The sequence below is a fragment of the Ketogulonicigenium robustum genome (assembly GCF_002117445.1).
GTDB lineage: Bacteria > Pseudomonadota > Alphaproteobacteria > Rhodobacterales > Rhodobacteraceae > Ketogulonicigenium > Ketogulonicigenium robustum.
On record NZ_CP019937.1, the window covers coordinates 1,994,251 to 2,014,403 of the forward strand.

Consider the following 20,153-nt stretch of genomic DNA (forward strand, 5'->3'; position numbering starts at 1 on the left):
CCATGCCCACAATCCCCGAGATTTTCGCCACCATGGAATACGGCCCCTCCCCCGAAAGCCCCGCCGAGGCGCTGAACTGGATCGCGCAGCACGGCGGCCGTTTTGGCCATTTCATCAATGGCACTTTCACCGATGCGGGCCAGACCTTTGCCACGCAGAACCCCGCCAGCGGCGCTGAACTGGCGCAGGTCACCCAAGGCACACAGCGCCGACATCAACGCCGCCGTCGCCGCCGCCCGCGCGGCCCAACCTGCATGGGAAGCCGCAGGCGGCCCCGCCCGCGCGCGCATCCTCTATGCCATCGCGCGCCTGCTGCAAAAGCACGCCCGCCTGTTCGCCGTGCTGGAAACGCTGGACAACGGCAAACCCATCCGAGAGGCGCGCGACGCCGACATCCCGCTGGCCCAGCGCCATTTCTACTACCACGCGGGGCTGGCCCAACTGTTCCCCGCCACCAGCCGCGCCTACGGCGTCTGCGGCCAGATCATCCCGTGGAACTTCCCCTTGCTGATGCTGGCGTGGAAGGTCGCGCCCGCACTGGCGGCGGGCAATACCGTGGTGCTGAAACCTGCCGAATACACTCCGCTGACCGCGCTGCTTTTTGCCGAGGTCTGCCAGCAGGCGGGTGTGCCCGCAGGCGTCGTCAACATCGTCACCGGCGATGGTGATACCGGCGCTGCGCTGGTGGCCGCCGATGTCGATAAAATCGCCTTCACCGGCTCGACCGATGTGGGCCGCATCATCCGCCGGGCCACCGCAGGCACCGGCAAGGCGCTGACGCTGGAACTGGGCGGCAAGTCCCCCTTCATCGTCTTCGACGACGCCGATCTGGATAGCGCGGTCGAGGGCGTGGTCGATTCGATCTGGTTCAACCAAGGCCAAGTCTGCTGCGCAGGGTCGCGCCTGCTGCTGCACGAACCCATCGCAGACCGCTTCATCCTGAAGCTGAAGGCCCGCATGGCAACGCTGCGCATGGGCGACCCGCTGGATAAATCGGTCGACATCGGCGCCATCGTCCACCCCACGCAGCTGGCACGCATCCGCGATATGGTCGGCGCGAACACGGCGGGCACCACCCATACCGCGCCCTGCCCGCTGCCCGACGGCGGCAGCTTCTTCCCGCCCACGCTGATCACCGGCCTCAGCCCGTCCGACGCGCTGATGCAGCACGAGATTTTCGGCCCCGTCCTTGTCTCGACCACCTTCCGCACCCCGGCCGAGGCGGTGGAACTGGCCAACAACACCCGCTACGGCCTTGCCGCCAGCGTCTGGAGCGAGAACATCAACACCGCCCTGACCATCGCCCCGCAACTGGCCGCAGGGGTGATCTGGGTGAACGGCGCGAACATGCTGGACGCCGCCGCCCCCTTTGGCGGCATCCGTGAAAGCGGCTTTGGCCGCGAAGGCGGCCCCGAGGGGCTGGCCGCCTACACCCGCCCCACCGAGGCACCCGCCCCCCAGCGCACCTCGCCCCCCGCCCCGCAGCCAGAGGTCAGCGGCATCGACCGCACGGCCAAGCTGTATATCGGCGGCAAACAGGCGCGCCCCGACAGCGGCTATTCCATCGCAGTGCACGATACGGGCGGCACCTTGGCCGGCCATGTCGGGGCGGGCAGCCGTAAAGACCTGCGCAACGCGGTCGAGGCGATGAACGCCGCCAAGGGCTGGGCCACCACCAGCGGCCACGCCCGCGCGCAAGTGCTGTATTTTCTCGCCGAGAACCTGTCGGCCCGCGCAGGCGAATTCGCCGCGCTGATCGACCGCTTTGGCGGCGCAGGTCAGGCCGAGGTGGAAGACAGCCTGAACGCCCTGTTCACCGCCGCCGCTTGGGCCGACAAGTTCGACGGCCGCGTGGCGGGGGTGCCTTTTGGCGGGTTGTCGCTGGTGCTGCGCACACCCGTCGGGAAAATCGCGGCGATCTGCCCCGATGACGCGGGCCTGCTGGCCCCGATCACCCTGCTGGGCGGCGCGCTGACGCTGGGCAACCGCATCACGCTGGTCGTCCCGCCGCGCCTGTCGCTAATCGCGACCGCACTTTATCAGGTGCTCGATACATCCGATGTGCCTGCGGGCACGGTGAACATCATCACCGCCAACCCGCACGAGATTGCCCCGCACATGGCAGCCCACCACGACATCGACGCGGCTTGGGCGTTCGACCCCGCACTTGCGCCCGGGGTCGAGGAGGAATCCGCCCGCAACCTCAAGCGGACATGGACGGGCGCCTTCACCCCCGACATGACCCGCGTGCTAGACGCGGCCTCGGCGGTGAAGACGATCTGGGTGCCCTTCGGGCTGTAATCAGCTAAGCCCGCCGGCGATAATCTGGCGGGCCAATTCCGACACGGCCAGCCCGCGCGCGGTCGCAACTTCGGCCGCGCCAAAGCCCTGCGGCAGCGGGATCGCGATGGCAAAGGGGCGCGCCCGCTCGCGGAAGCCGTCTTCCTGCCCCGCGACGTAATACTGCCCCATCAGCAGAAAGTCCCCCTGATCGCGGGCGACCATCGTGGTGACGCGCACATCGAGGCGCACCTGCGCATACGACCGGAAGGGCCACGGCTCGGCCGCGATGCGCGCGCCGGTCATGCCGGTCAGCACCTGCACCAGATCGGCAGTCATCGCGGGGGCCGGATCATCCGCCCAGCTGACGCCCGAAATCGCCTTTAGCCCGCCATCGGCAGCCTGCCGGTAAATGTCGGGGTTCGCGGCATAGCGCGGCAGGGTCACTTCGACCACCTCGATGGACGAGAACGCGATCCGCGCGCGTTGGTCCAGCGGCACGGGGCTGTCCACGGCGTAAAGGACAGGGCTGGAACAGGCGGCCAGCCCCAGCAGGGCAACAAAAGGCAGTACGGCTTTCATATCAGCTCCTATCGGCCAAAGAGGATCGAGTTCGGGCGCCGCTCCAGCGCGCGGGCAAGGTCGGTGATGGCGCTGGCGGCGGTGTTGATCTGCCGCAGCGCAAGGCTAAGATCACGCATCATCGTGGCGTTCTGATCGAACCCCGACAGCGTGCCGCCAGCCTGAGTGACTAGCGCGTTCAGGCGCTGCGATAGGGCGGGCAGGTCGTTGGTGGCGGCGGCCAACTGGTCAGCCGCGCGGCTGGCAGCGGCCAGTGCATCATTGGCATTGCCCACCAGATTGCCGCCGCGCGCCTCGTCCAAAACAGCCTGTAGGCTGTTCAGCGCGCCAGACAGGTCAGCAGGCAACTGGCGGGTGCGCGGGTCGCCCAACACGGAATCTGCGGTCGCCAGCAGGCTCTCGGCTTGCGTCACGACCCCCTCTAGCGGCAGCGATTGCCATTGGGTGGCCAGATCGTCGATCGATTGCACCAACCCCGGCATACCTTCAAAGCCCTCGCCAATTTCGCCCGCAACCTGCTGCACGTTGTCGATCGCATCGACGATGCGGTTGACCGCGTCCGCCTGCCGCAGATCGGCGATGACGGCTTGCAGATCGCCCACGGCGGCGGTGATGCCCGCCATCGTCTGGCCCACCTGCCCCGGCAGGGCCTGCACCTCGGGCGATGCGGTCAGCGTGCGGGCGTCACCCAGCAGGTTCATCACCTCGCCCGGGATCGCCTGCGTCTGCGCGCTGCCGACCAGGCTCGAGGCATTGTCGAGGAAGCTGACGGCGCTTTGCATCAACTCCTCGATCGGCAGGTCGTTAAATCGATCAAGCGTGCCCTGCACCGTATCGGCGGCATCGGTGATCTGCGAGGCGACGGTCGGGATCTCGGGGTATGGCTGCGCATCCATATTGATCTGTCCGCTACGGTCGTCGGTGCGCAGCAACTGCACCTTCAGCCCGCCGGTAAACAGGCTGCCGGTTACCAGACGCGCACGCAGCCCGCCGTTTTCAACCTGATTTTGCAGATAAGCCATGGTTTCCATGCTGCTGCTGTCACCCTCCAGCCCCAAGCGGGCGGGCTGGATGGAGATGATCGTCTGCAGACGCAGGGAATCATCGCCGAAGCGGGCAGCGTCGATATAACCATTGATGCCCGACACCTCGCCGATGCGCAGCCCCTCCAGCTCGACGGCGGCGCCGACGGTCAGGCCGGTTATGTTCCCCTCGAACACGGCGACAAGGTTCACCGGCTGGCCATCCTCGTGCGAGAACACGCTGGCGCGCGCCGAGGCGTTATCGGCATAGACATCGAAATCGGTGCCGTTTTGCGCCAGTGCCGCCCCCGTCACGAAGGTATCGAACGTCACGCCCCCCGCGATCAGCGTGGCAAGGCTGCCGAAGTTCAGCGCCGCGCCCGACGGCCCCAGCGAGACCGAGAAGCCCGAGCTGTTCCAGAACCGCGTCGTTTCTGTCACCAGCGCGTCGTGGGGGGCGAAAATGACGGCCTCGGCCTCGACGGTGGTGCCGTCGGTCGACACCGATGCCGGGCCGACGCGCCCAACCTCGACGCCCTTGTAAATGATGGGGCTGTTGCCCGTCAGCGTCTGGTCGCGCGAACGCAGCGTGACGCGCAGGCCCTGCTCGCCCGTGGGCAGCAGCGGCGCGCTGGCCAGCCCCTGAAAATCGTGCTGCGCGGTGCCGGGGGTTCTGTCCCACAGACCTTGCAGATAAACGCCCGACAGCACGGTATCGAGGCCCGTTACCCCTTGGGTCGTCACCTCGGGGCGGACAACCCAGAACTGCGCACTGCTGTCGACATAGGGCGCAACACCTTTGTCGACGCGCACCGACACGACGACCTGATCCAAATCGTCGGTAAAGCCCACCTTTTCAACGATGCCCACGGCCACGTCGCGATAGCGCAGCTGCGTCTCGTTGGCGCGGATGCCCGATGCGTCGTCAAAGACGATTTCGATCAGCGGGCCGCGTTCGGAATAGTTCTGCCACGCCAACCCCAGCGCGATCAGCAAGGCCACAATCGGCACCAGCCAGACAATCGACACGCGGCTCCAGATGCTGCGGCGGGCGGATTTGACCGGAACGTCGGGGATCGGATCACTCATGCGCGGGAACCTTGGGCTGTTGGGGTTGGGCAGCAGTCGCCTGTCTGTCATTGTCCTCGGCGCGGCGGAAGCTGTCCCAGATCATACGGGTATCAAAAGCTTGCGCCGATAGCATTGTAAAGATCACGCTAAGCGCGAAGGTGAGCGCCGCCGGCCCCGGCAGGATCGAGACCGCCACGTTCAGCTGGACCAGCGCCGATGTGATGGCGACGACGAACACGTCGATCATCGACCAGCGGCCGATGAAATCCACCACCTCGTACAGGGTTTGGCGCTGCACGGCACCGATTTTGCTGCCGCGCTGCACTGTGATGGCCAGCCAGGCAATGGTGATGAACTTGGCCATGGGAATACCGACCGAGGCCAGCAAAATCACCAGCGCCACCGCGACCGAGCCCATGTTGAACATGTGCACCGCCCCCGCCACGATCGTGTCGGAGCTGGTGTTGAACAGCACGCGGGTTTCCAGCATCGGGTAGAGGTTCGCCGGAATGTAGCACAGCAGCCCCGCCGCCCACCACGCCCAGACACGGCTGATGCTGTGGGTGTCGCGTGATTGCAGCCGCGCGCCGCAGCGCCCACAGGCTGGGGTTTCCAGCGGCCAGACGCGGCCGCAACTGCGGCAGCCGACAAGCCCCGCGTCGCGAGCGGTAATTTCTGGAGTGGCGCTCAGGTGCTGGTCAGTCATGGGGCGTCAGCTCCTCGATCGATTGCCAGACCATCCAGCGCGACATGAACGCGTCTTGCACGGTCGTGACGACGCAAAGCACCGCGAACATCCAGAATGCCGCCCCCAAATGCACATCGGCAAGGTCGGTCACCTTCACCAACGCGACCGCGCAGCCCATGACGAAAATCTCGGACATGGCCCACGGGCGCAGGGTTTCCGACCAGCGGAAGGCGGGCACCGCCCCTTCCAGTGGCGGCTTGTCGAAGACAACCGGCGTCAGCACATAGATGATCAGCGCCGCGCGCAGCAGTGGCAAGAAGATTACCGCCGCCAGAAAGATCAGCGAGACCGCCGACAAGAACCCCGACGGGAATGACAGCGCCACCCCGATCAGCGTGGTTTGATTGGAAAATCCGGCAGCGCTGATCGACATGAACGGAAAGGTCAGCGCCCCAATCACAAGGATCAGCACGGTCACCGCCAGCATGATGATAATCATGCCGGCCTTGCGCTTGGGGGCGATCAGCACGGCATGGCAGCGCGCGCATACCGCACGCTCGCCTTTGGCTGGCACCTGACGCACATGGTACAGCGCATCACAGTGCGGGCAGGCGATCAGATCGACCAGTTCTGCGTCAGTATATACGCGGGACACGGGCGGCTCCTCCTGTCTGTCAGGTAAGCTTAACCAGTGTCGCAGCGGTATTAAATGGCTTTTATCTGTCCGACCTGTCGTCTATTGCAATCGCAGTCGCCAGAAATGAGGCTTTCATGCGCACCGCCACCATCACACGCAAGACCGCCGAGACCGATATTTCCGTCACGGTGAACCTCGACGGGACGGGTATTTACGACAACCAAACGGGTGTCGGCTTTTTCGATCACATGCTGGACCAGTTGTCGCGGCATGCTTTGATTGACATGACAGTGCGTTGCGCGGGCGATCTGCATATCGACGACCACCACAGCGTGGAAGACACCGGTATTGCGCTGGGTCAGGCCATTGCGCAGGCGATGGCCGACAAGCGTGGCATCCGTCGTTATGGCGAATGCCACCTGCCGATGGATGACGCGCAGGTGCGCGCCGCGCTGGACCTGTCGGGCCGGCCCTATCTGGTCTGGAACGTCACCTTCCCCTCGGGGAAGATCGGCACCTTTGATACCGAACTGGTGCGCGAGTTTTTTCAAGCGCTGGCAACGCACGGCGGCATCACGCTGCACGTCGACCAGCTGCATGGCTTCAACAGCCACCACATTGCCGAGGCCGCTTTCAAGGCCGTCGCGCGCGCGCTGCGTGACGCGCTGGAGGTTGACCCCCGCAAAGCGGATGCGATCCCCTCGACCAAGGGCGCGCTGTAGATGCTGACGGCGCTGATTGATTACGACAGCGGCAACCTGCATTCGGCGCAAAAAGCGTTCGAGCGGATGGCGCGGGAAACCGATGGCGGGGATGTGGTTGTCACATCTGACCCCGATGTGGTGGCGCGCGCCGACCGGATCGTGCTGCCCGGTGACGGGGCCTTTCCGGCCTGCCGCACAGCGCTGCGCGATGTGACCGGCCTGCAAGAGGCGATCTTCGAGGCGGTGGGCGCACGCGCGCGGCCGTTCTTGGGGATTTGCGTCGGCATGCAGATGCTGGCCTTGCGCGGGCATGAATACGAATTGACCGACGGCTTCGGCTGGATCGACGGCGAGGTTGAACGCATCACACCCGCCAACCCCACCTTCAAGGTGCCGCATATGGGCTGGAATGATCTGGTGATCGACGCCCCCCACCCCGTGCTGGATGGCATCAAGACCGGCGATCACGCCTATTTCGTCCATAGCTGGGCCATGCGCGTGGGCACCCCCGCGCAGCGGCTGGCGCATGTGGATTACGCCGGCGACATCACCGCCATCGTCGGGCGCGACAATATTGTCGGCGCGCAATTCCACCCCGAGAAAAGCCAAGCCACCGGCCTGCGCCTGATTGCCAACTTCCTACACTGGGCCCCGTAAATGATCCTTTACCCTGCGATTGACCTGAAAGACGGCCAAGCCGTGCGCCTTGTGCATGGCGAGATGGATCAGGCCACCGTTTTCAACGACAACCCCGCAGCGCAGGCGCTGGCGTTTGAAGCGGCGGGCGCGAAGTGGTTGCATCTGGTCGATTTGAACGGCGCATTCGCCGGTGCGCCCGTGAACGGCGGCGCGGTGGACGAGATTTTGGCGCAGGTGAAGATCCCCGCGCAGCTGGGCGGCGGCATCCGCGATCTGGCGACGATTGAAGCTTGGCTGAAAAAGGGCCTGCAGCGCGTGATCTTGGGCACCGTCGCGGTCGAAAACCCCGATCTGGTGCGCGAGGCGGCCCGCGCTTTCCCCGGCCATGTTGCTGTCGGCATCGACGCGCGCAATGGCCGCGTGGCGACGCGCGGCTGGGCCGAGGAAACCGATGTGCTGGTGACCGATCTGGCCCGCAGCTTTGAAGATGCAGGCGTTGCCGCGATTATTTACACCGACATTTTGCGCGACGGCGCGATGAAGGGCCCGAACGTCCAAGCGACGGCCGATCTGGCGCGCGCGGTGTCGATACCGGTGATCGCCTCGGGCGGGGTGTCGTCGCTAGGCGATCTGGTCACCTTGCGCGATACCGGCGTGATTGCGGGCGCGATTTCGGGGCGCGCGCTCTATGATGGCGCGATTGATCTGACGGCGGCGCTGGCCGCGCTGGAGGAATAGATGCTGAAGACCCGCGTGATCCCCTGCCTTGACGTGGCCGACGGCCGCGTGGTCAAGGGCGTCAACTTTGTCGACCTTGTCGACGCGGGCGATCCGGTGGATGCGGCCAAGGCCTATGACGCCGCAGGCGCGGACGAGCTGTGCTTTTTGGACATCAACGCCACCCACGAAAACCGTGGCACGATGTATGATGTGGTCACCCGCACCGCCGAGGCCTGCTTTATGCCCCTGACGGTCGGCGGCGGCGTGCGCACCCATCACGACGTGCGGGCCCTGCTGCTGGCGGGGGCCGACAAGGTCAGCTTCAATTCCGCCGCTGTGGCGAACCCCGATGTGGTGACCGAAGCCGCGCTGCGTTTTGGCAGCCAGTGCATTGTAGTGGCGATTGACGCGAAAACCGTGGCGCCCGGCCGGTGGGAGATTTTCACTCACGGCGGACGCAAAGCCACCGGCATTGATGCCGTGGAATTTGCGCGCACCGTTGCCGCCAAGGGCGCGGGCGAGATCTTGCTGACCTCGATGGACCGTGACGGCACCAAGGACGGCTACAACCTGCCCCTGACCCGCGCGATTGCGGATGCGGTGAACGTGCCTGTTATCGCATCGGGCGGGGTGGGCAAGCTGGACGATTTTGTCGAGGGGGTGACTGTGGGCGGGGCGTCGGCTGTGCTGGCCGCGTCGGTTTTCCACTTTGGCACCTTTACCATTGCCGAGGCCAAGGCCCATATGGCCGCCGCCGGCATTCCCGTTCGTTTGTAGGAGGGCGCGATGTCGCTGCAAAATCTGGCCGCCACGATCGAGGCCCGCAAGACCGCAGATCCCGATAGCAGCTGGACCGCCAAGCTGCTGTCACGCGGCCCCGAAAAATGCGCGCAGAAGTTTGGCGAAGAAGCCGTCGAGGCGATTGTCGAGGCCGTCAAAGGCGACCGCGCCGCCCTGATTGGCGAGGCGGCGGATAGCATCTATCACCTGCTGGTCATGTGCGCCGCGCGCGATGTGACGCTGGCCGACATCGAGGCCGAGTTGGCTCGCCGCGAATCGCAGTCGGGCTTGGCTGAGAAGGCCGCGCGCCCTAAGGCGTAACGCGCTGCGCGCCGAAAAGGCGCTGGTATTCGATGGCCGTGCAGCGGTCTTCGACGACGGCAATCCCAGCATCCGCCGCCTTTTGCGTGGCGGGGCTGGTGATATCCAGTTGCAGCCACAGCGTCTGCGGGCGCGGGTCAAGGTCCAGAACCTCGTCCACGATGGCGGGCACCGCATCGCTGGCGCGGAAGACATCGACCAGATCGACGCCGCCCGCGATGTCCGACAGCTGCGCCACGGCTGGTTTGCCAAGGTGGATTTGCCCTGCAAGCCCCGGATTGACCGCGATCACATCGTAACCCGCAGCCTGCAGGAACTGCGCGACGCGGTGGCTGGGCCGCGCGGGGTTCGCCGAATAGCCGACCACAGCGATACGGCGGGCTTGTTCCAGCGCGGTTTTGGTTTGATCGGTCATGACGCACCCCTTTGGTGAAAAAAAGCCCGGGACAAAGCCCGGGCAAAGGTGTGGAACGAGGGACAGTAAAGAGAAACGCAGGGTTCCAGAATGCGTTCCTTGACGTTGCACATATGCAGCATTACGCCGCAGACCAGCATTATCAAGAAATCGTGATAATCCGTTAATCACGCACCGACAGCGCATAAAGCGCAACCGCCGCCGCATTCGAGACGTTGAGCGAGGCGAAGCCGCCCGCCGCAGGGATCTTCACCAGATGATCGCAGGTCTCGCGCGTTTTTTCGCGCAGGCCCGGCCCTTCGGCCCCCATGACGATGGCGACGGGGCGATCGCGGCGGCCCTCGACGGCTTGTTCGATGGTCATCTCGCCCTCGCCGTCCAGCCCGAGGATCAGGTAGCCCATGTCGCGCAACTGGTTCATGGCGTCGGCCAGATTGCGCACGCGGATGTAGGGTTGCCGCTCAAGCGCGCCCGAGGCGGTTTTGGCCAGCGCGCCGGTTTCGGGCGCCGAGTGGCGCTGCACACCCACCACAGCGCGCGCGCCGAACACCTCGGACGAACGCAGGATGGCACCGACGTTGTGCGGGTCGGTCACGCGGTCAAGCAGCACAAGGCGCGGCGGCATCGGGCCGTCGCCCAGCGCGACATCAGTCAGGCTGCCCCAGTCGAGGGGTTTCACCTCGAGCGCGGCGCCTTGGTGCACCGATTCGGGGTCGATGGGCGCGGCGAATTTGCGGGGGTCCGACAGTTCGGGCTGCATGCCGCTGGCGGCAATGGCGTCGGCCAGCTTGTCGGCGGCGTTTTGGGTCACGATCAGACGCAGGCGCGTGCGGTTGGGGTTCTGCAGCGCGTCACGCACCGCATGCAGGCCGAACAGCCACACGGTTTCTTGGGCCGAGGCGCGACGCGCCTGTTCCTTTTCGATAACCCACAAGGGCTTTTTCATGACCGTCCTCGTTCTGCAGATAGCGGGTGGGCTGCGCCGCGCGCGCCCGTTCCCTGCCCTAATGGCGGGCGATGGCAGGCGCGCGCAAGCCCCAATATCAGCCCCATCGCGCGTGATTTGCGATAAATGCCGCTACGACAGGTTGAAATCTGACCCAGAGCGGCGGGATTCCACGGTTTTTCCTGTTGACGGTATGGGATACGGCAGGTATTTCGCCGCCATCCGCCACCTGTTCACAGGTGCGGGGGCGACGAGCTGCAAGGTGCGGCAGCGGACTGTAACTCCGCCGGGGAGACCCACGCCTGGTTCGATTCCAGGGTCGCCCACCATCAATTCCTTATCGATCTTACCGGCCGCCTTTTGGGCGGTTTTTTATTGCCTTGCGGGCGGATTTACGTAGCGACTGAATTGCGCGCAGCGCGCTACGAAAGCGGATGATTTTCTAGGCAGCGACTGAATCAGCCCACAAATTTTTTCTTTTGGTCAATTTATTTCGTGCACTCGGGCGGCGTGCAGGCGGAAATCTCGGCAGGAACATGTCGGGCCGCTTGGCCGATCGGAGTGCGAAAATGGAAGTCGGTGTCTTTATCCCTATCGGGAACAACGGGTGGCTGATCTCGGAGAATGCGCCGCAGTACAAGCCCAGCTTTGCCCTGAGCAAGGCCATCACGCTGAAGGCGGAAAGCTATGGGTTCGACTTTGCGCTGTCCATGATCAAGCTGCGTGGCTTTGGCGGTAAGACCGAGTTCTGGGACTACAATCTGGAAAGCTTTACGCTGATGGCAGGCCTTGCGGCTGTCACCAGCAAGATCAAGCTGTTCGGCACGGCGGCTACGCTGGTCATGCCGCCTGCGATTGTGGCGCGGATGGCGACGACGATCGATTCGATCTCGGGCGGGCGGTTCGGGGTCAATCTGGTGACGGGCTGGCAACGGCCCGAATACAGCCAGATGGGCCTGTGGCCGGGTGATGACTATTTTGGCGACCGCTACGGCTATCTGACGGAATACACGACGGTTTTGAAGGAATTGCTGGCCACAGGCCGGTCGGATTTCAAGGGCGATTTCTTTCAGATGGATGATTGCCACATGAAGCCGACGCCCGAGGGCGAGGTGAAGCTGATTTGTGCGGGGTCGTCGGACAAGGGCTTGGCGTTCTCGGCCAATTACGCGGATTACAGTTTCTGTTTTGGCGTCGGTGTAAACACCCCCGCCGCCTTCGCCCCCACGAACGAACGGTTGCTGGCGGCCGCGGCCAAGACTGGCCGCGATCTGAAGTCGTTCGTCCTGACGATGGTGATTGCCGAGGAAACAAGCGAGGAAGCTTGGGCCAAGTGGGAACACTACAAAGCCGGTGCCGACGAGGACGCCATCAAGTGGCTGGGCCTGCAAAGCGCCGCCGATAAGACATCGGGCAGCGACACCAATGTGCGCCATATGTCTAGCCCCGTCTCGCCGGTGAACATCAACATGGGGACGCTGATCGGATCCTATGCCGAGGTTGCCGCCATGTTGGACGAGATGGCCGCCGTGCCCGGCACAGGGGGCGTGATGCTGACCTTTGACGACTTTTTGGAAGGCATCGACAAGTTTGGTAAATACGTGCAGCCGCTGATGACATCGCGCCAGCACATCATGGCAGAGGCCGCGGAATGAGCACCACAATCGACACCACGGGCGGGCGCGCAGGCCGCAAGTTGACCCTGCCCAGCCGCCCCGAGGCCCTGACTATCAATGCCGACGACACCGCGATTGTCGTGGTCGACATGCAAAACGCCTATTCCACCGTCGGCGGCTATGTCGATTTGGCGGGGTTCGATATATCTGGCGCGCAATCGGTGATCGAAAACATTCGCCTGACGCTGGAGGCCGCGCGCGCTGCGAATGTGACGGTCATCTATTTTCAGAACGGCTGGGACCCCGCCTATGTGGAAGCGGGCGGCGAGGGATCACCCAACTATCACAAGTCGAACGCGCTGAAGCATATGCGCGCGAACCCCGAATTACAGGGCCAGTTGCTGGCCAAAGGCGGCTGGGATTATGCCATCGTCGATGCGCTGACGCCTCAGCCCGGTGACATTGTGGTGGCCAAGACGCGGTATTCGGGGTTCTTCAACTCGACCATGGATAGCACGCTGCGGGCACGCGGGATCAAGAACCTGGTCTTTGTCGGCATCGCGACCAACGTTTGTGTCGAAAGCAGCCTGCGCGATGCGTTCCATTTGGAATATTTCGGCGTGGTGCTAGAGGATGCGACCCATCACCTTGGCCCCAAGCTGATGCAGGACGCCGCGATCTACAACATCGAGAAATTCTTCGGCTGGGTGTCCAACACGGCCGATTTCTGTGGTGCGATCAGCCAGATCGCCCCGACCCAATCGGAGGTTTGACCCATGCCCAAGGAAATCATTGTCCCCGCCGGTAGCGGCAAGCCGCTAGCCCCCTATTCGCCCGGCACAAAGGCGGATGGCGTCGTCTATGTCTCGGGGACGCTGCCGTTCGACAAGAACAACAATGTCGTCCATCTGGACGACCCCAAGGCCCAGACGCGCCATGTGTTGGAGATTATCAAATCCGTCATCGAGACCGCAGGCGGCACGATGGATGATGTGACGATGAACCATATCTTCGTCACCGACTGGGCCCATTATGGCGCCGTGAACGAGGTTTATGCCGAATACTTCCCTGGCGACAAACCCGCCCGCTATTGCGTGCAGGTCGGGCTGGTGAAACCCGGCGCGCTGGTTGAAATCGCCACCGTAGCCCATATCGGCAAGCCGTGAATTTCGACATTCACGCAGGCCCCAGCCCTGATGCCGCGACGGTGATTCTGTCGTCTGGCCTTGGGGGCGTTGCGGGGTATTGGGCCCCGCAGATGGCCGCGCTGCGCAGCCGTTTTCGCGTCATTACCTATGACCAGCGCGGGTGCGGCCGCACGGGCGGCACTGTTCCCGAAGGCGTCACAATTGCCGATATGGCCGACGATCTGGCCGAGGTGATGGACAAAAGCGATACGACGCGCGCCCACATCATCGGGCATGCGCTGGGGGGCTTGATCGGGTTGGATCTGGCGCTGCGGGCCCCTGCCCGTGTCGCCAGCCTGACGCTGATCAACGCATGGAGCCGCGCCGACCCGCATTCGGGGCGGTGTTTCGACGCACGGCTGGCGCTGCTGGCGAATACAGGCGTCGAGGCGTTTTTGAAGGCGCAGCCGCTGTTTCTGTATCCCGCCGCATGGATGGCCCAAAACGCCCCGCGTTTGGCCGAGGAGGAAGCGCATGGCTTGGCGCATTTCCAAGGGGCCGACAACATCCGCCGCCGCATTGCAGCGCTGCGTGCATTCGATGTTGATGCGCGCCTTGCCGAAATCGCCGTGCCCGTGCTGGCCGTTGCAACGCGCGACGACCTGTTGGTGCCATGGATGCGGTCGGCCCGCTTGGCCGAGGGTATCCCCGGCGCGGCATTCGTGTTGGAGCCAGAGGGCGGCCACGCCATGAACGTGACCAACCCTGCGCGCTTCAACCAGATTATGATGGGTTTTTTGCCCTAAACCGCAGGCACCTAACAACAGGCCCCCAAGTGCCGGGGCCTGTTTTAACGGCTGCGCGTGTAATCGACCGGCAGGGTGAACAGCAACTGGTTTTCCGGCATACCCTCGGGCGGGGCCGGTAGGGGCGAGCTGCTTTGCACCAGCGCAACTGCCGCCTGATCCAGTTCGGGGTTGCCTGAGGACGACAGCACCGTCACGCCCAGCACACGGCCCGAACGGTCGATCCGCACATTCACGCTGACACTGCCACGTGCGCCGCGCCGCACGGCGGGGGGCACGACCTTGCGCCGTTCGATATGGCGGCCGACCAGTTGGTCCCAGCGCGCGATCTGGTTGCGGCTGGGGGCGGCGCCCACGTTGGCCTGCGTCGTCGTCGCCTGTTCCGCTTGGCGCGGGGCGGGCGGCGGGGCCGCGGCGGCGGATGCCTGCTGTGCGGGCGGCTGCGGACGGGGCTGCGTGCGCGGGCGATCTGGCCGGCGCGGCGGCATAGGGATGGGCGCAGCGACGTCCTCGGCGGTTTCGTCGGGCGGCGATTCGGGTGGCGGCGGCAGCGTTACGGCGGGGTCGGGAACATCGACCGCAGGCGCGGTTTCTTGCGCGGGCGCAACCTCGGGGGGGACGGCCTCGGGGGGCACTTCTGGGGCGATATCGGGGATGTCTTCGACTACCTCTTCGGGGGGGGGGACCTCCTCGGGCGGGATGTCCTCTGGCGGGACCTCCTCGGGGGGCAGTTCCTCAGGCATCTCCTCGGGCAGAACTTCGGGCGGAAGCTCGGGCGGCGGGGTCAGCTCGGCGGTTTCCTCGACCATCTCGGGGGTGGTTTCGGGGACGGCCGCCGCAGCGGACGATAGCTCGCCTTCCGGCGTGTCGAGGGATTCGGTCATCGGGGCCGCGTCGAATTGCGCGATTTCGACCGCGATCGGGTCGGGCACGCCCGCATCTGCCGCAGGCGGCGCAAAGCTGAGGTAGGCCCATGCGCCCGTCACCGCAGCCGCCAGCACCACGGCGCTGGTGCCCGCCCAGAGGGACACCTCGGACAGTTTGAGGCGCGCGATATCCTCGGTCAGCGGGCGCGCGGGAATGGGGCGAGGCGCGCGCATCGTCAGTTCGCTCCGGGGGCCGCTTCTGCGGGGACAGGCACCGCGTTGGCCGATTCGAGCCCCACCAGCGCCACGCGCACATAGCCCGCGCTGCGCAGCAGGTTCATCACTTCCATCACATCGCCATAGGCGACGGCGCGGTCGGCGCGCAGGAAGACGCGGGCCTCGCGGTCGCCGCCGGTTTGCGTGTCCAGCGCTGCAGCGATGGCGTCGCGGTCGACCCGGTCGACGCCCACCATCAGCGACAGGTCATCCTTCAGCGACACAAACAGCGGCGCTTCGGGGCGCGCGGCTGGCGCGGCGTTTGACACCGGCAGGTCGACATTCACATCGACCGTCGCCAACGGGGCCGCGACCATGAAGATGATCAGCAGCACCAGCATCACGTCGATGAACGGCGTCACGTTGATTTCGTGCGCGACGTCCATGTCGTCATCGGATTGCTCGCGGATCCCGCCGGCCATGGGTTACTGCCCCCCTGCCAGATGATGCGCGGTGCCCGCGCGCAAGCGCTGCGCCAGTGTCAGGCGGTCCAGATCGCGGCTAACCAGCCGCTGCAGCGCTGCCGAGACATCGCCCAGCAGTTGCCGGTAGCCGGTCGTCGCGCGGGCGAAGGCGTTATAGATGACCACGGCAGGAATAGCCGCCACCAGGCCCAGCGCGGTCGCCAGCAGCGCCTCGGCGATGCCGGGGGCGACGACGGCCAGATTGGTCGTTTGGGTTTCGGCAATCCCGATGAAACTGTTCATAATGCCCCAGACGGTGCCGAACAGCCCGACGAACGGCCCGACCGAGCCGATCGTCGCCAATAGCCCAACGCCGCGCCCGATCTGGCGACCGGCGGCAATCTCGATCCGGTTCAGGCGCGATCCGATGCGTTCCTTGATACCGTCGCCTTCGACCTGCCCCAGCAAATCTTGCGAGGCGGCCACCTCGTCCGAGGCGGCGCGCACGAGCATTGCGGGCACGCCCGCGCGGCCCGCCAGTTGGGCCTGCGCATCGGCTAGGCTGGGCGCGGCGCTGACGGTGCGCAAAACGCGCCGCGCGCGGCCACGCGCACCCGTCAGTTGCAGCCATTTCACGATCAGCACGACCCAAGTGACAAGCGCGGCGGCCAGCAGGCCAATCATCACGCTTTTGACCACGACGTCGGCTTGACGGTACATGCCCAGCGGCGACATGTCGTGACCGGCCAAGCCGGTTTCGACCATGGGGGTTTCAGCAATGGTATTCTCGGCAGGGACCGCAGGCTGCGCCACTTCCGGCACCGGCGCGGTGGGGGCGTCCACCTGCGGTGTGGCGGGGGCATCGGTGCCTTGTTCGACAGTGGGGTCCTGTTCGGCGGGCTGCTGCGCGACGGCGGGGGGTTGGTCTTGCGGCGGGATCGGGGCTTGTTCTTGCGCCATCAGCGGTTGCGTCAAAAGAACCAGCGCCGAGGCTGCGATCAGGCCGCTAATGCGCCCTTTGCCAAAAGTCATGACCATACATCTACCGTCGTGTTTTGAGTTCGTTTTAGCTGACCGTGCCCCACCCCTGCGGGACGTCGCGGCTGGCTGTGTACAAGGCGTTGCCCGCACAATGCAGGCGGCTTACCCCTTTTACGTTCCGGCAGCCGGTTTCACGCAAAAAGAGCAGATAGTCTGCCAGTATTTTTGTCAGGAATAGCGGATATGTTGCCGGTTGAACACATCTTGCGCACAAGTTTCCGCAAGGTCACGCAGCATTGAACGCGCAGTGCTGGCGTTTACCGCAGGTTGCGCCTCAGCTTGGGCGGCTGCGCGATGCAATCAGCAGGCCCGCCGCGATCAGCAGGGCACCGATGAAGTGGAACCCTTCGAACCGCTCGCCCAGAAAGACCACCGCCAGCACGCTGCCGAACACCGGCAGCAGGTGGATGAACAGCCCCGCACGCCCCGCCCCTAGCAATTCTACCCCGCGGTTGAAGAACAGGTAGGACAGGAAGCTGGGGAAGATCACCAGATAGGCCAAGGCCAGCACCGTCTTCGGCGTCAGATGCAGCACCTGCCCGCTGGCGTGTTCGGCCAGATAGGGCGGCAGCAGCGCCGCCGCGCCAATGACGAAAAGCGCCGCCAGAAAGCCCAGCGGGTGCATGGCGGGCTTTTTACGCAGCAGCGCCGAATAGAATGTATAGGCCACCACCGCCGCCAGCACCCACAGGTCGCCCCGATTGAAGGCAAGGCCGGTCAGCGTTTCGAGGTGGCCGCGCGCGGCGATGAAAATCACCCCGCCCAGCGACAATACCACCCCCACCAGTTGCAACGGGAGCGGGCGTTCACCAAACAAGATGAAACACACCACCAAGATCAGCAGCGGCATGGCCGATTGCATCAGCAGCGCGTTGATCGACGTCGTCTCGCGCAGGCCAAGGTAGACGAAGGTGTTGAAACAGCTGATCCCCAGCACCGCCAGCACCGCGACGATCAGCCAGCTTTTGCGCAGCAAGGCCCATTCGCGGCCAAAATCGACCCGCCCCCGCGCGATCAGCGCCACGGGGATAATCGCCAGCAGCCAGCGCCAAAAGGCCATCGCGACGGGCGGGGCCTCGGTCAGGATGGCGCGGCCGACGACAAAATTGCCCGCCCAGAACAGCGTGGCCAGCACCAGCAGCAGCTGCGGTTGGTTCCAGATTTTGGCGAAAAAGGCGGCAAGCGGGGGTTTGGACATATCGGGGGCCTGATGGTTGCCCCCGATGCTTATTGGCCCTGCCCTACGGGATCAAGCGGCCAGCGTGCGCTGCAGCATAGCCAAGAAGCCCGCGCGGTCGGCGCGGCGGATGACGCGGGCATTGGGCGCATCGGCTTTGCCGAGGTCGGGGTCCGCTTCCTCTTGCGCGGGCAGGCGCGGCGAGGAGACGCTGCTATACCCGCGTGTCAGGCGCCCTTGGGTTTCGACATCGACCACGCAATCGCCCGCCGCAAGGATCAGCGATTCGTCCAGCATCAGCGCGCAGGTCAGCGAATCGGGGTGCAGGGAATCGCCCTGCCCATAGCGGGCCAGACTGAATTCAACGCTAGCCTTGTTCACCTGCGTGAAGAACTTTGCCAGCGGTGTGCCGATAGCGTCCAGCGCCGCCAGCTCGTCCGCATATAGTACCGAATCCTGCACCGAGAGCGTCCATGTGGAGAGCGTGCAGGCAAAGCCCGCGTTCATCACGATCTGCGCGGCCTCGGGGTCGACGTAGAAGTTGAATTCGGCCGCGGGGGTGACGTTACCAAGGCTGTTGTCGGTGCCGCCCATGATCCACAGGTGTTTGACGGCAGCGGCGAAGCGCGGCTCTTGCACCACGGCGGCGGCGATGTTGGTCAGCGGGGCCTGCGCCAGAATGGTGATCTCGCCCGGATTGGCCATGACGATGTCGATCAGCGCCTGCACGGCGTGGGTGGTTTCAGCGCGCTGGTGGGCGCGCGGGTAGTTCGCGTCGCTCATGCCGTCTTTTCCGAAGACATATTCGGCATCGACGGGTTTGCGCATCATCGGGCGCTGGCAACCGGCGTAGACCGGCACTTTGCCGCCCTTGCCCGCGACTTCCAGCGTATAGAGGGCGTTTTCGATCTGCTGCTCGAAGGCGATGTTGCCGCCGCAAATGGTGATCGCCTCGACCGAGACGCCCGGGTAGGCAAGGGCCAGCAGCATCGAGAAGCAATCGTCGCCAGCGGTATCCGTATCAATGATCACGCGCATGAGGGGGAACCTTGTGGTCGTTGGTGTTGCCCCCTCATTTCAGCAACGCCGCGCGAATGCATCGGAAAAATGCAATCGCGCGGCGGTTTACTGCAAAGGCGCGCCTTAGTTAGGCCGGTAGCAGGCGGATCTGGTTGCCCCAGTCATCCTCGTAGATTGCGGGGGCGGTCAGGCCTTGGCTGCGCAGTTCCACGAAATCCAGGCCGACGTGGATGGGGTCGCGCCGCCCAGCGCCCATGCTGGTCCATTCGTTCACCGCGATGTGGTGGTGGTAGCCGCCGGTCGACAAGAACGCCGCCCCTGCCCGTTGGCGGACGGCGTCGAAGCCCATGGCGTTTTGCCACCAGTCGGACGCCTTGATCGTATCGCCGACCTTCAGGTGGACGTGGCCCAGCACAGTGCCCGCGGGGGCGCCGCGCCATGTGCGGTCTTGGCCGTCCAGCGTGGCGATCATGCTGTCGAAGTCGATTTGCAGGCTGTCCATCTCGACCTGACCATTGCGCCAGACCCAGTCGCTGGCGGGGCGGTCGGCGTAGATTTCGACGCCGTTGCCTTCGGGGTCGGTCAGGTACATCGCCTCGCTGACAAGGTGGTCGGCATAGCCGTCGATCCGCAGTTGCCGTGCCGAGGCGTCCAGCACCCACCGCGCCAGATCCGCGCGCGCGGGCAGCAGGAACGCGTTGTGATAAAGGCCCGCGACGCGCATGGGCGCCAGCACGATACCGTCGTACTGCGTGATTTCCAGCAGCACGGTGCCGCCCGCACCCATGTGGATCGTCGCGCCGTCGCGGCCAATTTCTTGCAGGCCGACGTGGCTTTGGTACCAGGTGGCAAGCGCCTCGGCGTCGCGGGCGCGCAGGCCCGATTTACCCACATGAATGGGCGCGCGCATTGGCTGATTCATCCCTTGGGCCAGCAGCAGTTGGGGCGCAAAGCCGCCCAGCGAGAGGGTGCCGGCAGAAAGCGCCGACAGGAAGTCACGTCGTTTCATCATAAA

The 20,153-nt window shown here is 64.9% G+C and carries 21 protein-coding genes, 1 tRNA gene and 1 pseudogene; 11 read left to right on the forward strand and 12 right to left on the reverse strand.

All coding sequences use genetic code 11. The features are described 5' to 3' along the window. Positions 1-2: 2 nt before the first annotated feature. Positions 3-2,301 (forward strand): annotated as a pseudogene (locus BVG79_RS09890) (aldehyde dehydrogenase family protein). Here BVG79_RS09890 and BVG79_RS09895 read toward each other — a convergent pair. The 4 genes from BVG79_RS09895 to BVG79_RS09910 are packed head-to-tail and all read right to left on the reverse strand — an operon-like array spanning position 2,302 to position 6,298. After that, positions 2,302-2,862 carry a PqiC family protein gene (locus BVG79_RS09895; protein WP_085786750.1) on the reverse strand — a complete coding sequence of 187 codons (561 nt, stop codon included), beginning with the start codon at positions 2,860-2,862 and terminating at the stop codon, positions 2,302-2,304. It abuts the pseudogene before it with no gap. A gap of 8 nt (positions 2,863-2,870) precedes the next feature. Then, positions 2,871-4,973 carry a PqiB family protein gene (locus BVG79_RS09900; protein ID WP_085786751.1) on the reverse strand — a complete coding sequence of 701 codons (2,103 nt, stop codon included), beginning with the start codon at positions 4,971-4,973 and terminating at the stop codon, positions 2,871-2,873. After that, a complete protein-coding gene (locus tag BVG79_RS09905; protein WP_085786752.1) occupies positions 4,966-5,661 on the reverse strand; it encodes a paraquat-inducible protein A in 696 nt (231 codons plus the stop codon). The genes BVG79_RS09900 and BVG79_RS09905 overlap by 8 nt, the downstream gene beginning before the upstream one ends. Further along, entirely contained in the window at positions 5,654-6,298 is a 645-nt protein-coding gene (locus tag BVG79_RS09910) for a paraquat-inducible protein A (protein ID WP_085786753.1), read from the reverse strand. Before BVG79_RS09910 ends, BVG79_RS09905 begins: the two co-directional genes overlap by 8 nt. Before the next feature lie 116 nt (positions 6,299-6,414). Between BVG79_RS09910 and hisB the strand changes: the two genes are divergently transcribed. From hisB to BVG79_RS09935, 5 genes are read left to right on the forward strand one after another with little or no spacing between them, the layout of a single operon-like run. Beyond that, positions 6,415-7,002, forward strand: a complete 588-nt coding sequence (hisB, locus tag BVG79_RS09915) for an imidazoleglycerol-phosphate dehydratase HisB (protein ID WP_085786754.1) — start codon at positions 6,415-6,417, stop codon at positions 7,000-7,002. Beyond that, positions 7,003-7,641, forward strand: coding sequence for an imidazole glycerol phosphate synthase subunit HisH (hisH, locus tag BVG79_RS09920; RefSeq protein ID WP_085786755.1), 639 nt, complete (start codon positions 7,003-7,005; stop codon positions 7,639-7,641). Further along, positions 7,642-8,361 carry a 1-(5-phosphoribosyl)-5-[(5-phosphoribosylamino)methylideneamino]imidazole-4-carboxamide isomerase gene (hisA, locus tag BVG79_RS09925; RefSeq protein WP_085786756.1) on the forward strand — a complete coding sequence of 240 codons (720 nt, stop codon included), beginning with the start codon at positions 7,642-7,644 and terminating at the stop codon, positions 8,359-8,361. Further along, a complete protein-coding gene (gene hisF / locus BVG79_RS09930; protein WP_085786757.1) occupies positions 8,362-9,120 on the forward strand; it encodes an imidazole glycerol phosphate synthase subunit HisF in 759 nt (252 codons plus the stop codon). A 9-nt stretch (positions 9,121-9,129) separates the two neighbouring features. Beyond that, positions 9,130-9,444, forward strand: a complete 315-nt coding sequence (locus BVG79_RS09935) for a phosphoribosyl-ATP diphosphatase (protein WP_085786758.1) — start codon at positions 9,130-9,132, stop codon at positions 9,442-9,444. Here BVG79_RS09935 and BVG79_RS09940 read toward each other — a convergent pair. Together BVG79_RS09940 and rlmB are read right to left on the reverse strand one after the other, a co-directional pair. Then, complete coding sequence (locus BVG79_RS09940; RefSeq protein ID WP_085786759.1) at positions 9,434-9,859, reverse strand: CoA-binding protein; 426 nt, start codon at positions 9,857-9,859, stop codon at positions 9,434-9,436. The two genes, BVG79_RS09935 and BVG79_RS09940, sit on opposite strands and share 11 nt — an antisense overlap. 163 nt (positions 9,860-10,022) lie before the next feature. Beyond that, positions 10,023-10,805, reverse strand: a complete 783-nt coding sequence (gene rlmB / locus BVG79_RS09945; RefSeq protein ID WP_085786760.1) for a 23S rRNA (guanosine(2251)-2'-O)-methyltransferase RlmB — start codon at positions 10,803-10,805, stop codon at positions 10,023-10,025. Positions 10,806-11,050: 245 nt separating this feature from the next. Here rlmB and BVG79_RS13555 point away from each other — a divergent pair. From BVG79_RS13555 to rutD, 5 genes are all read left to right on the forward strand, one after another. Further along, a tRNA-Tyr gene (locus tag BVG79_RS13555) sits at positions 11,051-11,134 on the forward strand. 240 nt (positions 11,135-11,374) lie between these two features. Then, positions 11,375-12,460: a pyrimidine utilization protein A gene (gene rutA, locus BVG79_RS09950; protein ID WP_085786761.1), complete on the forward strand. Its 1,086-nt coding sequence runs from the start codon at positions 11,375-11,377 to the stop codon at positions 12,458-12,460. Beyond that, positions 12,457-13,194, forward strand: a complete 738-nt coding sequence (gene rutB, locus BVG79_RS09955; RefSeq protein ID WP_085786762.1) for a pyrimidine utilization protein B — start codon at positions 12,457-12,459, stop codon at positions 13,192-13,194. Before rutA ends, rutB begins: the two co-directional genes overlap by 4 nt. A gap of 3 nt (positions 13,195-13,197) precedes the next feature. Beyond that, positions 13,198-13,587, forward strand: a complete 390-nt coding sequence (gene rutC / locus BVG79_RS09960; protein ID WP_085786763.1) for a pyrimidine utilization protein C — start codon at positions 13,198-13,200, stop codon at positions 13,585-13,587. Continuing rightward, positions 13,584-14,354: a pyrimidine utilization protein D gene (gene rutD / locus BVG79_RS09965; protein ID WP_085786764.1), complete on the forward strand. Its 771-nt coding sequence runs from the start codon at positions 13,584-13,586 to the stop codon at positions 14,352-14,354. Before rutC ends, rutD begins: the two co-directional genes overlap by 4 nt. Before the next feature lie 44 nt (positions 14,355-14,398). On the opposite strand, the gene BVG79_RS09970 is transcribed toward rutD, so the two are convergent. From BVG79_RS09970 to BVG79_RS09995, 6 genes are all read right to left on the reverse strand, one after another. Further along, entirely contained in the window at positions 14,399-15,454 is a 1,056-nt protein-coding gene (locus BVG79_RS09970) for an energy transducer TonB family protein (RefSeq protein ID WP_085786765.1), read from the reverse strand. Between the two features lie 2 nt (positions 15,455-15,456). Then, a complete protein-coding gene (gene exbD / locus BVG79_RS09975) occupies positions 15,457-15,918 on the reverse strand; it encodes a TonB system transport protein ExbD (protein WP_085786766.1) in 462 nt (153 codons plus the stop codon). Between the two features lie 3 nt (positions 15,919-15,921). Then, positions 15,922-16,932, reverse strand: a complete 1,011-nt coding sequence (exbB, locus tag BVG79_RS09980) for a tonB-system energizer ExbB (RefSeq protein ID WP_236951350.1) — start codon at positions 16,930-16,932, stop codon at positions 15,922-15,924. 283 nt (positions 16,933-17,215) lie between these two features. Next, on the reverse strand, positions 17,216-18,139 hold the full coding sequence (locus tag BVG79_RS09985; RefSeq protein ID WP_085786768.1) for a DMT family transporter: 924 nt from the start codon (positions 18,137-18,139) through the stop codon (positions 17,216-17,218). A gap of 51 nt (positions 18,140-18,190) precedes the next feature. Then, on the reverse strand, positions 18,191-19,156 hold the full coding sequence (locus tag BVG79_RS09990) for a nucleoside hydrolase (RefSeq protein WP_085786769.1): 966 nt from the start codon (positions 19,154-19,156) through the stop codon (positions 18,191-18,193). A gap of 109 nt (positions 19,157-19,265) precedes the next feature. Then, on the reverse strand, positions 19,266-20,150 hold the full coding sequence (locus tag BVG79_RS09995) for a VOC family protein (protein WP_236951351.1): 885 nt from the start codon (positions 20,148-20,150) through the stop codon (positions 19,266-19,268). Between the last annotated feature and the right edge of the window lie 3 nt (positions 20,151-20,153).